Source organism: Chlorobium phaeovibrioides, from assembly GCF_003968655.1.
Classification (GTDB): domain Bacteria; phylum Bacteroidota; class Chlorobiia; order Chlorobiales; family Chlorobiaceae; genus Chlorobium; species Chlorobium phaeovibrioides.
Genome location: NZ_RXYK01000013.1, coordinates 36017 through 50076, shown reverse-complemented (window position 1 = coordinate 50076; position 14060 = coordinate 36017). Strand labels below are relative to the sequence as shown.

The window sequence follows — 14060 nt, the reverse complement described above, 5'->3', positions numbered from 1 at the left end:
CCAGTCTCTCTTGCTGTTCAGGCAAACTCTGCAAGCTCCGACCAGCGGGCCATATCAACTTCCAGCCTCTTCTGAAGTTCCTGCAGCTCATCGCCAAGCCGCTGCACCACAACAAAGTCGCTCCCTGCAGCAGCAAGTTCAGCCGATATGGCGCTCTGCCGTTCCTCGGCAAGGGCAATAGCCTGTTCAAGCCGCTCAAGCTCCTTTTTCTCCTTCCCGCTCAGTTTCCGCTGTTTGGTTGAAGGTGCTGCCGGCCGGGCATTATCGGGAACAACAGGCTTTTTCTTTGCACTCTTCTCCTTCTCCTGTTTCTCCTGCTTTTCAGAAGCCTTCAATTCAAGATAAACGCTGTAATTGCCGGGATAGCGCCGGATGGTACCGCCATCCTCCCAGGCGAAAATATCCTCAACCGTGCGATCAAGAAAATACCGGTCATGGCTCACCACCACAAGGCAGCCCGCATAACTGTCGAGATAATCCTCAAGCACCCGGAGGGTGGGAATATCAAGATCGTTCGTCGGCTCATCCAGCAGCAGCACATTGGGTGCACTCATCAGCAACCGAAGAAGATAAAGCCGGCGGCGCTCACCACCCGAAAGGGTGGAAACCGGGTTATACTGCTGTGAACCCGAAAACAGAAAGCGTTCAAGCATTTTAGCGGCCGACACCACCGTTCCATCCTTCGTCTTTATCTGCTCCGCCTCATCACGGATGAACTCAATCACCCGTTTCGATTCATCAAGGTCACGGCTTTGCTGGTCGTAATAGCCGATTTTGACCGTCTTGCCGATAACAATATCACCACTATCGGGCTGAACCCTTCCGGTAATCATCTCGAACAAGGTGGTTTTTCCCGACCCGTTCGGGCCGATGATGCCAATCCGGTCGCCCTTGCGGATACGGTACTCAAACTTCTTGAGAAGCACTTTCTCACCGTACGATTTCGAAACATCATGAAACTCGATGATCTGGTCGCCAAGCCGGTCAGCTCCAAAATCGATTGAAAGCGCCTGCTCCTTCTCCTTCACCGGAGCATACACCAGACCCTCAGCCCGCTGAAGCCGGGCCTTCTGCTTCGTAGTCCGAGCCTTGCAGCCACTCCGCATCCAGTCAAGCTCCTGCTTCACCAATGCCTCCCGTTTGCGTTCATCACGCACCGCCTGCTCCTCCTCCACCGCCTTCTGCTGCAAGTAACTGGAGTACCCACCCGTATACATGGAGGCCGTGTTCCCGTCCAGCTCAATCATGCGCATAGCCACACGGTCAAGAAAATAACGGTCATGCGTAATCAGAATAACCGCCCCCTGATATCGTTTGATGTACTGCTCAAGCCACTCAACACTGTCGGCATCAAGATGGTTGGTCGGCTCGTCAAGAATGAGAGCATCGCTTGGCACAACAAGCGCATGGGCAAGAGCCACCCGCTTGCGCTGCCCACCCGAAAGAGTTCCCATTTCAGCACCCAGGTCATACAGCCCCAGACGGCCAAGCACAGCCTTCGCATTCGACTCCAGCTCCCATCCTCCTGCCACATCAATCTCATGAGCCAGCTCGCTCATGGTATCTATCAATGATGGGTCTTCACTATGGTGATGCTCAAGCTTCTCGCACACCAGCTCATACTGAAGGATAAGGTCCATCACCCGGTCGCTCGAACGCATCACAGCCTCCAGCACAGTGTCCTCAGGGTCGAAAGGCGAATCCTGCGGCAGATAGGAAATCTTCTTCTTGTTGGCAATCATCACCCGTCCGCCGTCCGGGGTTTCAGCTCCGGCCAGAATCTTCAGAAGCGTGCTCTTGCCGCTTCCGTTCGCCCCGATGATACCCACCTTGTCGCCATCGTCAATGCCGAACGAAACATCCGAGAACAGATGCTTCAGACCGTACTGCTTTTTCAATCCCTCAACCGTCAGTAAAACCATATGCTCCTTTACCAGGGAATTTAATCAACACCGCATGCGTTGCGGAACGCCCCAATATAGACAAAGCATCGGGTTTTGCCCCCACACTCCGCAAGAAGCAGACATGCGGCATTTCACTATTTCGGGTTCCCTGTTTTTTTGAGTACAATAAAAAAAGGGCCCATGGCCCCCGACTGTTTCCGCACCTGAATCCAAACCGCAGCATGGCTACCATCACCGACTCCCTCGCATGGGCTGAAGTACCCGTTCCCCTCACAATACAGCAAATGAACGAACACCAGCAGGAAGCCATAGCCTCATGGACGCGTGAAGTGGTAGACACCAAAACCGAAGGCTTTGAGGAGCTCTACCATGCCATCAGCATGATTGTCAAATACATCCCCCACTTCGTGGTCATACCGCTGATGGTAGAACACATCAAACCCCAGATTGCCGCCGGCGTCTGCCTCAAAATGGGTGTAGACCAAGCCACAAGCTATGCCAACGACCTCCCCCCCGAATACTTCACCGAGGTCTCCCGACACATTGACGCACCCATGATGGCTGAAATTCTCGGTAAAATGAAAAAACACCACGCCGAAAAGTTCATCATAACCGAACTCCGCCACCACCTCACCCGCATGCTCCAGATCGCCGAACACCTCAACGACCGCATGCTTGAAATCGTAGCAAAGCATGTCGCCATTCCATCAGGAGAAAAACTCCCCGCCAGTCCCTACACTTCGCTTTTCAGGCGGATTCAAGATCTCTGAACACATGAACGCCCTCCCCGTCACAAAGTGACACACCTCCGAGAGCCGTGAGACAAATTTCCGTCTCTTATCCGTCTCACCCACTTCCACCACACCACACGCCCAGAAACCGCCAAATTTCTATTTGAAAGGCGTTTGCCGGGCCGCACCATTTTCTGGCACGATTCTTGATGATACCATTATTGCCGGGGCTCTTGACGGCAGGATTCAACAGAAAGCAATCTGCACTCACCTACAAAGAAAAGATGCAAAGCTCAGCAGTGAATCTACCAGAAAAGGGATCGGTAAATCACATTTCAACCAATTCACTAACTCTTTCAGGAGACAATGATGAAAAAAACAATGATCACAACGCTCGCAGTTGTAGCCGCATTCGGTTTTGCCGGCACCGCTGCAGCTATCGAGACCGATGATGTATGCAATAGCGGTCTCGAAGAAACCACTGTGAAAGTAAACCTCGAGGATGCTCTCAAATCTGCTGATGACAGCAGCATCAATGATGCTTACAAAACCGACAACAGTGTCACAGATGCAAACAAACTGGATGTCAGTCTCGATGTCGCTGATGCACTCAACGACAAGTCTCAGGACAATGACATCGATGATTCGTACAATCAGGACAACGATGCATTGGCTGTTGATCTCACCGATGCGCTCAACGACAAGTCTCAGGACAACGACATCGCTGATTCTTACAATCAGGACAACGATGCACTGACCGTTGATCTCACCGATGCTCTCAACGACAAGTCCATCGCGAATTCCTACAATCAGGACAACGATGCACTGACTGCTACGATAACGGTAAACGATGTCATTGTTTCTCTTGGAGCAGGTGATGCTGTCAAGGTTAACGGCAACTATGTTGAAGGCTCAATTGATGCCAGTATGGATATCAACAGCTTCAGCATAACCAACAATGGCAATGCGACAGCTCCTTCCACAGCCATTATGCCTGTTCAAACAACGACCACCGAGTGCTGCAATACGACTGTTACAGAGTCCCTTGCCAGCGTTCCCGGAAGCATGACTGTCAATCAGAGCGGTGCTACATTTGACTCTGCCATTGGCTTCAACAATGCAAGCGCAGCCTTCCAGGCATTCAGCAGTCCGACGGTTCTCGTTACCGGTGGCGGATATGGTGTCACTCCTAGTGAGTAATCCGTATAGCTGAATTGATACATCACACAATCCCGGGGCTGAATGTTCAGCCCCGGTTTTATCAAACCACACAAACGCGGAATCATGAAATCTTTGAAATGGATCGGACTCGGAATGGTTGCGCTCTGCATGACGGCGCCGACCGTTCATGCTGAAGATCCGGGAAACAACTTTGTCATGGCAAGTGATCAGGGTCAGGCCTATCTGATTTATGGCAATTTGGTGCAGGCAACAAGCAACGCCAGTCAGACTGTCAGCGGACTTACTGTCAATGTGTACAATAATGCCGAATCAGGCTCAGCGACAAGCAACCAATCCAACGCAAGTATGACCAGCAGTGTCGGCGTTGCCTATGGCAGCGGCGTTGTACAGATCAACAATTCTGCCTCGGCAATGGCCGTTGGCGGCAATTACTGAATATGAAGAAGTAATGAATATCAAGTGTTTCAAGATGTTGCTCGGTGCATGCGCATTGAAATCTTGAATAGTTTCATCATTAAAGTATTATCTCATGAAACAGAAAAAGATTCAACTTTCACTGCTATTGGCAGGCCTCCTTATGGCACAGCCTGTTCAATCTAAGGCCGAGACGGACATAACCAATTCAGGCGAGGGAACAGCCATTGGTTATTTCAACTACAACATCGGAGGGAACGATCACCCGCCACCGTATGCTCCGGGAGTGGTTACAGGACCGATAGCATCTCCAACTCTTTTTTCGATTCAGGGTCTTCCTGCACAGGTGAAAGGCTTTCCGATGTTGACTAAAAACTTCTTTTCCACAGCTAAGCATGATGTAACCATTGGCTGCAGCAGGGGAACGAAAATCATTTACAACGGCGCCGATATCAACAAAAGAAAAGGGGTAAAAGAGCGGAAGATCTCCTTCAGCTTCAACGGGATTTCCGAAGGTGAAGTTGTTGGCGCCATTACCATCCAGAGCAGAAAGAACAAGGCGGACGAGGTTGATTTTCCTACACTTATCCACGATGCGAGCAATTACATCAACGATGTTGATGAGCTCAAGGGATACAACATCACTCTGCTGAGCCTCACAGAGGCCCTGACATATACTCTGGGAGTTGATACCAAAACAGCCGGTTACGCTCTGTCGCCTTTTGTCTCGGGATTCATCAATGGCCCTGCTGGTGTCTTAAGCGGGCTTGCATCAGGGGCATCCAAAAGTGGAGGTGTTACCGTACCCACAGCCACCATTGGAGGAACATTCCTGGTCCTGATTGACAGCGAGAACAGCCGGAAAGTCAACATCAGCAATAACTACAGGGTCAATGCACCGCAACCGGCTCAGGACAATGAGAACGACAACAACAGAAAAAAAAATGAGGCCGTCAAGGAGAATCCAGGCAAATGATGCCTTGAACTGCAGCAGAACATAATCATGAAAAAGGCCGGAAACTCAACCGGCCTTTTTCTGTTTACCGCAGCACCTTCTCAACCTCGGCTTTAAGCTGGGGATAGGAAAGGGCTCCGGCTGTACTCCAAACCTTTTCACCGTTCTTGAATAGCATAAGGGCAGGAATACCCTGCACCTGAAATCGGGCAGCTGCTGAAGGTTGTTCGTCAACATTGACCTTCACCACCGTCAGCCGTCCCTTGAACTCTTCGGCAAGTTTCTTTACTGAGGGAGCCACCATTTTGCAGGGGCCACACCATGCGGCCCAGAAGTCTACAAAGACAGGGGTGGAACTGGTTTTTAAGAGCTCTTCAAGGGAAGTTGCCATGATAAATCCTGTTGTCGTTTAAGGGGTAAGTGTATTTGCGATAACAAGAACACACTGCATATGGCTGAGGGTTCCCGGTCAAGGTATTTTCCTGGGAGTGGTGAAACTTATAGGAAATCGTACGGGTTGGTTCTGTCAATGAGGTTATTTGAGTACATTGTTGTCTGAAATCCGATTGCATGAAGAACTGATGAAAAAGAAAAAGAGTCCTCCCCCCCCTGCCCCGGCCAACAGGCCCCGTAAACTCTATGTCACCCGCACAATCGAATTCAATGCGGCGCACCGGCTGTTCAATCCGGAGTTCAGTGATGAGAAAAACCGTGAGATTTATGGGAAATGCGCCAATGCGCATGGCCATGGTCATAACTACCTGCTTGAGATAACCCTTGGCGGCATCATGGATCCGGACACCGGGTTCTTGTTTGACCTGAAGGAGCTGAAAGGGATTCTTGAGGAGGAGGTCATGGCCCGATTCGACCACCGCCATCTGAACCATGATGTCCCTGAGCTCAACGACCTTGTGCCTACAACGGAGGTGCTGGCAGTTCTTATATGGGACATTCTTGAACAACGATTCCAGAACATCGACAACAGGGAAATCTCCCTACAAGCTGTAAAAATACATGAAACAGGAAAAAACAGTGTCAGCTACCTTGGTGAATAACCCGGCACTTACGGGACGCGGCACATGCTGTGATGACGACGAGTGCCTGAACGACCCGGCACAACTTCCAGCAGAGATAATGGAGTCAATGTCAGAATCTGTCTATACACTCCTTGAAGGGGTTGGAGAGGATCCGGAGCGCGAAGGGCTGCTGAAAACGCCCGAGCGGGTAGCCCGTTCACTTGCATTCCTGACAAGAGGATACCGTCAGGATCCTGAAGAGATGCTGAAAAAAGCTGTTTTTACAGAATCCTATGATGAAATGGTTCTGGTGAAGGACATTGACATTTTTTCAATGTGCGAGCATCACATGCTCCCTTTCTTCGGCAAGGCACATGTTGCATACATTCCTGATGGAAAGATAGTGGGGCTGTCAAAACTGGCACGGGTGGTTGAGGTGTTTGCACGCCGCCTTCAGGTGCAGGAACGCCTGACCCAGCAGATTCGTGATGCAATCCAGGATGTGCTGCACCCGAAAGGTGTGGGAGTTGTCATTGAGGCGAAGCACATGTGCATGGTGATGCGGGGCGTTGAGAAGCTCAACTCTGTCACAACAACATCTGCAATGTCGGGCGAGTTCATCTCCTCGGAATCAACGAGAGGAGAATTTCTGAGGCTGATACGCCCCTGAACCGAAAAAATCACAGCTCTCCCATCCATATAAAAGAAAACCCCGTCCTTCTTCGTGAAGCAACGGGGTTTTCTTTTACAGACTTCTTCCGGCCGTTGAACTGTTGGTTCAGTAAAGTGAGAGGCCGAACATGGCAGACGAGTAGCGGGCAAATTCCGAGAGCGGCTCAAAGAAGAGGCCGAACCAGATGGTGAGGATCATCAGCACCGCCATCATGAGCTGAGCCAGGAAGCCGGGATTGAGTGATTTTTCATTCGGCTCAAGCGACTCGCGAAGGAACATATTCAGAGGAATGAGCATGTAGTAGTAGAGAGAAATAACGCTTGTCAACACACCGATAAGCGCAAGCCAGATGTAGAGAGCGCCTTTGGAAAGCAGCGCGGAGAAGATCATCAGCTTTCCGATGAAGCCGACCGTAGGAGGAAGACCGACAAGCGAGATGAGAAACACGGTGAGCGCTGCACCGGCAAGGGGCATTTTGCTGCCCAGGCCGCGGTAGTCGTCAAGAGTTTCACTTCCTGTCCTGTTGGAAATGAGTACCACCACATAGAAGGCGGCATAGTTCATCAGGAAGTAGGAAAGCAGGTAAAAGAGCACTGCCTGTGTGCCGATTTCATCCATAACAATAACACCAAGCAGCAGGTAGCCGGCATGAGCAATTGAGGAGTAGGCAAGAAGCCGCTTCACATTTTTCTGCCAGATGGCCACCACATTGCCGTAAATCATTGAAGCAACCGACATGATGACGAGCAGCGTGAGCCAGTCAATACCGAGAATGTCCTCGTATGGGCTGACGCCATGAGGCACGGCGATATAGAAAAAACGGAGAAGAAGGGCAAACCCGGCTGCCTTTGATGCAACGGAGAGATAGGCGGTAATGGGAGTGGGTGCTCCCTCATAGACATCGGGGCTCCAGAAATGGAAAGGGAAAGCACCGATTTTGTAACCGAATCCGGCCATGATCAACAGAGTCGCCAGAATCATCACCAGCGGATCGTAGCCGTGATCGGCCAGTTCCATGCTGATTTTCAGAATGTTGGTCTCGGCGGTCATACCATAGATGAGGGAGAAACCATAGAGCATCAGCCCCGAGGAAACTGCACCGTACACCAGATATTTCAGAGCGGCCTCTGAAGAGCGGGCATCCCGCTTGAAGTAGCCGGAAAGGATGTAGGCACTGAGGCTGACCAGCTCCATGGCAAGGAAAATCATCAGAAGGTCTGAGGCGGCTGCCATCATAACCATACCGATAACCATTGCCACCACAAGCGCATAGTACTCTCCGATGCTTTTAACCTCTGCGTCGAACTTCCTGTCAGCAAGCGTGGCAACAACAGCAAACATGCCGGAAGCCACAAAGAAGTACTTGAAGAAGATGGCGTACTCGTCAAGCACATACATCCCGAAAAAATGCTCCCCCGCCTGCATTGCATGCTGCTGGGCTATGAAATAGAAGCTTCCCCCGAGTCCGATGAGGGTAGCCCACCCAAGAATGCCGCTCTTGTTCCTGCCTTTAAGAGCCAGATCAAGAATGATCAGGCCCATAAAAAGAATAGAGAGGTAGATTTCAGGGATAAAGAACCCCAGACCCGATTTCAGGATCGAAATGATACTCTGGATTTCAGCACCTGATGGCAGCTCGAACATAATTCTCTTCGTTTATTCTGTTACCTCGTTGTATCCGATTAATTCACCACTGCCATCATCACCGGAGAGAGAACCTCCACCAGATGGTTGACGGTGGTTGTCATCAGGCCCATGATGGGCATTGGGTAGATGCCAAGGAAAATGGTGATCACCACAAGCGGAATCAGCATGGCCAGTTCACGGCCGTCAAGATCAAGTTTACCGTTCCAGTCGTGGAAATGAATCTGTTCCTGTCCATCAGGACCAGTCACAAGATCGTAGGCAGCGTCGTCTTTCCTTTTGCCAAGGAACATCCGCTGGAGCGACCAGAGCAGATAGGCAGCACCAAAAACAATGCCGAGAACGGAAACCATGGCAATGTAGCGGGTGGTTTCAGAGCTGAACGCCCCCACAAAAACAAATGCTTCGGAGATGAATCCGCTGAGACCGGGAAGGCCAAGAGAAGCAAACCATGCAACAGTCACAATACCTGCGTAGACCGGCATATAGGAAGCAAGGCCGCCGAACTTGTCAATCTGTCGGGTGTGGGCACGGTCATAAATAACACCCACAAGAAGAAAGAGCATGGCGGTTATGGTGCCGTGGTTGAACATCTGGTAGAGCGCACCGGTCATCCCTTCGCTGTTGGCTGCGGCAAGACCGAGAAGCACATATCCCATATGGCTGATTGATGAATATGCAACCATCTTTTTCAGATCCTGCTGGGCAAGGGCGCAGAATGCCCCGTAGATGATGTTGATGGCACCGAACACCCCGATGACATACATGGAAGCCTGGAATACCTCCGGGAAAAGCGGAAAGTTGATGCGCATCATGCCGTAGGTACCGAGCTTCAGCAGCACACCGGCAAGGATGACGGAAATCGGAGTTGGTGCTTCAACATGGGCATCGGGAAGCCATGTGTGAAACGGGAACATTGGCACTTTGATGGCAAAACCGATGAAAAGCACGATGAAGGCAACATAGCGCCACATTGCGTTATCGGGGCCGAGAATGGCATCCTTGATGTAGTTCTCCTGGCTTGCCATGGCAACAAGACTGAAGGTATGGTTGCCGGTGAGCGGATCAATGACGCTGAAGTAGAGGCCGATCATGACAAGAAGCATGAAAACGGAACCGAACAGGGTATAGAGGAAGAACTTGATTGCCGCGTATTCACGGTTGGGGCCGCCCCAGATACCGATAAGGAAATACATCGGAAGAAGCATCAGTTCCCAGAAAACATAGAAGAGGAAGAAATCAAGCGCCACAAAACAGCCCATCATCGCAGTGGCAAGCAGGTTGTAGAGCAGGAAGTACCCTTTCACCTGCTTCTTGATGGTCCAGCTTGAAAGCACGCCGATGGTGGAAACAAGGGCGGTAAGAATGACCATGGTGATGGAGAGCCCGTCAACACCGAGGAAGTACTCAATGTTCATGCTGCCCATGTTGCCGAGGTCAAGGCTGATCCATGGAAGCCGCTCAATGAACTGGAACGAACCTTCCGGCATGCCTCCTGCCATGGCGGTAATGCCCGCAAGCGATGGATCGTATCCGCGCCATATCATGACAGCAAGCACCATCTGGACCACCGCCGCAAGAAGCGACACAATCCGTATGATCTGCTTTTGTGAAGAGGGCACGGCAAGAATGATCAGGCCGGCAATAACAGGCAGAAAAACAATTAAACTGAGCATGTTCCCTATCGGTAAGTTATCAATGTAAAAGAAAATCGCGCTTAATAGACCAGTTGGGTAAAGTAATAGACGAAGTACCCGAAGAGTGCAAGAATGACCATAACGACATAGGTCTGCACCTTTCCGGTCTGAAGCTTTTTCATGAATGCTCCAGAGGTATTGACGAAGAATGCGGTAAAGTTCACCATTCCGTCAACTGCATATCTGTCGAAGCTTCCATTGGCAAATGCGAATTTCCGGGTCAGGGTGGCTACACCGTTGACCACACCGTCAACAATGTTGGCATCAAACCAAGACAGAAGCCGCGCAATCCCCAAAGAGCCTTTGATTACGGTTGCATTATAGATTTCATCCCAGTACCACTTGTTGAACGAGAGAAGGTAGAGGGGGCGTATTGCCTTTGCAGTCTTGTCGGGATCGATGAGTCGGAAAACATAGAAGACAAGAGCAAGAACGATACCGAGTGCCACCATGATGCTTGAAATCATGATTGCCTGATTGTGGGCCGCATGAGACAGATGGCCTATTTCGGCCTGCCGTGGGTCGGCAAATGTATGGCCCTCAGTGTGGGTTTCGGCATGCATTTGAGCAGCACCGTGCCCCGGAACCACTTCATGACCCTCACCGGCAGCCAGACTTTCCCCGGCTTCCATATGAAGAGCCGGTTCTGCATGCACCGTTTCGCCAACAACCGTTGCGGGAGTCTGAATCATGTGCATGAACCACCCCTTTCCGCCATCAAGCGGGTCGGGAGAGTAAACCACAAAAATTGAGAGTGCTGCAAGAATGACCAGCGGAAGGCGCATGTTCCAGGCAACCTCATGAACTGCGTGATGCTCCCCCTCATGGCCGTCATCATGTGCATGCGCAGCGTGATGGTCGTCCGGAGCGGCAGGCTTCAGATGGGTGCGGCTTTCACCAAAGAAAACAAGCCATATCTGCCGGCCCATATAGAATGCGGTCATCAGGGCAGAGATGAATCCGAGGAAAGGAACAAGGTAGTAGATTCCGCCGCCCTCAGCCTGGGCAAACCCTATGGCACCAGCAAGGATGGCATCTTTGCTCATGAACCCGCTGCTGAGCGGAAGACCGGCAAGCGCAAGGGTTGCAACAGAGAATGTTACGAATGTCCAGGGCATGTTTTTGCGAAGCCCTCCCATCCAGCGCATATCCTGTTCATGATGCATGGCATGGATGATGGCACCTGAACCAAGAAAGAGGCAGGCCTTGAAAAATGCGTGGGTAACAAGATGGAAAATGGCTGCGGAATAAGCTCCAACACCAAGGCCGAGAACCATGTATCCAAGCTGCGACACAGTTGAGTATGCAAGAACCCGTTTGATGTCGTGCTGGGTGATTGCTATGGTGGCAGCCATGAACGCGGTGAATGCACCGACAAAGGAGATGACATAGAGTGCTTCGGGTGTCAGAAGCACAAAGATACGGGCAACAAAGTAGACGCCGGCAGCAACCATTGTGGCTGCATGGATAAGGGCGGAAACAGGTGTCGGGCCTTCCATGGCGTCAGGCAGCCAGACATGGAGCGGGAACTGGGCAGACTTGCCGACGCAGCCCATGAAAAGCAGAATTCCTGCGGCGGTCAGCCAGGCATGGGACATACCGAACTCCCCTGCTGCAAGATGGCCGAAAATCTCATGGTAGCTGAAAGTATGGAACTGTGAGTAGAGAATCAGAATGCCGAGCCACATGCCGATATCGCCCACACGGTTGGCAAGGAAAGCCTTTTTCTGTGCATCTGCGGCACTCTCTTTTTCAAAGAAGAACCCGATGAGCAGATAAGAGGAGAGACCCACAAGTTCCCAGAAAATGTAGATAGCAAAAAGGTTGTCGGCCAGGACAATGCCGAGCATGGAGAAGGTGAAAATGCCGAGATAGGCGAAAAAGCGACCGTAATGCTTGTCGCCCTTCATGTAACCCGTCGAGTAGAGATGAACCAGAAAACTGATGAGCGTCACCATTGCCAGCATGATGGCGGTCAGGTTGTCAATGACAATGCCCATCTTGATGACAAGCGGCCCGACGCCTGGAACATTGCCAAAATCAATCCAGGTAAAATCCCATGCAACACGGAACGCCGGATCGTAATGCTGTACAATGACAGTCCAGAAAATATATGCCGAGAGCCCGAAGGTTGCACCCAGTATCCCCACACCGATAAAGTCGCCCCGTCTGGGAAGGCGGCGGTTGAAGAAAATGAGGATGACAAACGAGAGCAGTGGCAGCAGCAGAACGGCTATTGACAACTGGATTAAACTGTGCATGTTCCTTTCGGTTTACAGAAAAAATTGAAAACTGGTAATTCGTCTTTCCTTGTTCACTCTTTCATGGAGTCGATCGAGGAGACATCAACACTCTTGAAGATCTTGTAGATATTGATGATGATGGCCAGCGCAACTGCAGCCTCGGCAGCCGCAAGCACGATGACAAACAGACTGAACATCACCCCTTCCATCCCTCCATTATAGTGGGAAAACGCAAGAAAGTTGATGTTTGCCGCATTGAGAATAAGCTCAACCCCCATCAGAACGACAATGGCATTTTTGCGGGTCATGACGGCGTACAGACCAAGAGCGAAAAGAATCGCCGATATGGTCAGGTAGTGATTGATTCCTATGGTCGTCAGCTGTTCCATGAATAAAACTGCTTAATGTTCGTTGGTGCCGCCATTGTCATAGCGCGCAAGAAATGCCGCGCCTATAAGCGCAGCAAGAAGAAGAATTGATGCCATTTCAAAAGGAAGGACATAGCGCGACATGGTCTCAAACCCAATCCGCTCCACCACACTGCCCTGCAGTTGGGTATCAGAAGGCATCCACCCGTTGGTGGTGTAGAAAGTAAAGAGCAGTGCGGCGAGTATACCGAGAAAAAGGAATGTTCCGGGAATGGCATGCAGCACATCGGTTTTCAGGTCGGTATCCATGATGTTATTGGTAAACATGACACCAAAAAGAAGAAGCACCAGAATGCCCCCAACATACACCACAACCTGCGTCACGGCAATGAAGTCGGCACTCAGAAAAACATAGAGAGCCGCTATGCCGAAAAAGGTGAAGAGAAGCGAAAATGCCGAATAGATGACATTGCGCGAAAAAACGACAAACGCGGCTGAAAACACCGTGATGGCCGCAAAGAGATAGAAAATCGCCGTATAGGTCGGGTTGCTCATAGCTCAGTATGCGTTTATTGTTCGCCTGCAGGGCCTTCGGCCTGCGCAGCTTTAGCTTCTGCCGCCTTACACTCCTTCTCGGCCTGCGCTTTAGCCTGAGCCTCAGCCGCCTTCCGGCGTTTGGCATCGGCCTCTATGCGGCTCAGATTGCCGAAATGGTAGAGCAGGTTCTGACGGTCGAATTCAGAAAAATCGCTGACCGGCGTATGCACAAGGCACTCGGTCGGGCAGACATTGGTGCACATACCGCAGGTCATGCACTTTGCCGTATCTATATCAAAAACAGGAACCCAGAACTTCTTCTGCTGCCCCCCTGAAGTCTTGCCACAGGCCGCCAGATCTTCGGGCATCACCTTGATGGTCTCTATCTCAATGCAGTTCACAGGACATACACGGACGCACTGTCCACATCCAATGCAGTCATCAATGGCGTTGTGAAGGCGGTAGCGGCCACGCAGAGGTGTAGGAACCGCTTCACGCGGGTACTGAAGCGTGACGAGACCGTCAACCTGCCGGAAATAATCGACATCATCAATACCCGCATCACCCTTGCGGTTGAAGGCATTGAGGAAATGCTTCAGCGTTATGCCCATACCGGTAGCTATGGTGCTGGCGCTGGTTGCAATATTTTTGAAATACTCGCTCATAATGTCATTCAACGGTTACTTGACTCTCAGT

14 protein-coding genes are annotated in these 14060 nt (G+C 51.0%); 6 read left to right on the top strand and 8 right to left on the bottom strand.

The features are described from left to right. Positions 1-17: 17 nt before the first annotated feature. On the bottom strand, positions 18-1922 hold the full coding sequence (locus EKD02_RS08200; RefSeq protein ID WP_126384951.1) for an ABC-F family ATP-binding cassette domain-containing protein: 1905 nt from the start codon (positions 1920-1922) through the stop codon (positions 18-20). Between the two features lie 203 nt (positions 1923-2125). Here EKD02_RS08200 and EKD02_RS08195 point away from each other — a divergent pair, with 203 nt between their 5' ends. The 4 genes from EKD02_RS08195 (at position 2126) to EKD02_RS08180 (ending at position 5207) form a co-directional block, all read left to right on the top strand. After that, complete coding sequence (locus tag EKD02_RS08195; protein WP_126384949.1) at positions 2126-2674, top strand: hypothetical protein; 549 nt, start codon at positions 2126-2128, stop codon at positions 2672-2674. Between the two features lie 327 nt (positions 2675-3001). Beyond that, positions 3002-3835, top strand: a complete 834-nt coding sequence (locus EKD02_RS08190) for a hypothetical protein (protein ID WP_126384947.1) — start codon at positions 3002-3004, stop codon at positions 3833-3835. An 84-nt stretch (positions 3836-3919) separates the two neighbouring features. Beyond that, on the top strand, positions 3920-4252 hold the full coding sequence (locus EKD02_RS08185) for a hypothetical protein (RefSeq protein ID WP_126384945.1): 333 nt from the start codon (positions 3920-3922) through the stop codon (positions 4250-4252). Between the two features lie 142 nt (positions 4253-4394). Beyond that, complete coding sequence (locus EKD02_RS08180) at positions 4395-5207, top strand: hypothetical protein (RefSeq protein ID WP_223267088.1); 813 nt, start codon at positions 4395-4397, stop codon at positions 5205-5207. A 64-nt stretch (positions 5208-5271) separates the two neighbouring features. Here the strand turns inward: EKD02_RS08180 and trxA are convergent, their stop codons facing one another. Beyond that, on the bottom strand, positions 5272-5577 hold the full coding sequence (trxA, locus tag EKD02_RS08175; protein ID WP_126384943.1) for a thioredoxin: 306 nt from the start codon (positions 5575-5577) through the stop codon (positions 5272-5274). A 190-nt stretch (positions 5578-5767) separates the two neighbouring features. Between trxA and EKD02_RS08170 the strand changes: the two genes are divergently transcribed. Next, the gene (locus EKD02_RS08170) at positions 5768-6241 is read left to right on the top strand and encodes a 6-carboxytetrahydropterin synthase (protein WP_011890318.1); all 474 of its coding nucleotides are present in this window, start codon (positions 5768-5770) and stop codon (positions 6239-6241) included. Next, entirely contained in the window at positions 6201-6872 is a 672-nt protein-coding gene (folE, locus tag EKD02_RS08165; RefSeq protein WP_011890319.1) for a GTP cyclohydrolase I FolE, read from the top strand. The genes EKD02_RS08170 and folE overlap by 41 nt, the downstream gene beginning before the upstream one ends. 108 nt (positions 6873-6980) lie before the next feature. Here folE and EKD02_RS08160 read toward each other — a convergent pair whose 3' ends face one another. The 6 genes from EKD02_RS08160 to EKD02_RS08135 are packed head-to-tail and all read right to left on the bottom strand — an operon-like array spanning position 6981 to position 14029. After that, positions 6981-8519: an NADH-quinone oxidoreductase subunit N gene (locus EKD02_RS08160; protein WP_126384941.1), complete on the bottom strand. Its 1539-nt coding sequence runs from the start codon at positions 8517-8519 to the stop codon at positions 6981-6983. Positions 8520-8557: 38 nt separating this feature from the next. Further along, entirely contained in the window at positions 8558-10195 is a 1638-nt protein-coding gene (locus tag EKD02_RS08155) for a complex I subunit 4 family protein (protein WP_011890321.1), read from the bottom strand. Positions 10196-10236: 41 nt separating this feature from the next. After that, positions 10237-12477, bottom strand: a complete 2241-nt coding sequence (gene nuoL, locus EKD02_RS08150) for an NADH-quinone oxidoreductase subunit L (protein WP_011890322.1) — start codon at positions 12475-12477, stop codon at positions 10237-10239. Between the two features lie 53 nt (positions 12478-12530). Then, the gene (gene nuoK, locus EKD02_RS08145; RefSeq protein ID WP_011890323.1) at positions 12531-12848 is read right to left on the bottom strand and encodes an NADH-quinone oxidoreductase subunit NuoK; all 318 of its coding nucleotides are present in this window, start codon (positions 12846-12848) and stop codon (positions 12531-12533) included. A gap of 12 nt (positions 12849-12860) precedes the next feature. Further along, positions 12861-13382: an NADH-quinone oxidoreductase subunit J family protein gene (locus EKD02_RS08140; protein ID WP_126341385.1), complete on the bottom strand. Its 522-nt coding sequence runs from the start codon at positions 13380-13382 to the stop codon at positions 12861-12863. A gap of 14 nt (positions 13383-13396) precedes the next feature. Beyond that, entirely contained in the window at positions 13397-14029 is a 633-nt protein-coding gene (locus tag EKD02_RS08135; RefSeq protein WP_126341384.1) for a 4Fe-4S binding protein, read from the bottom strand. Positions 14030-14060: the final 31 nt, after the last annotated feature.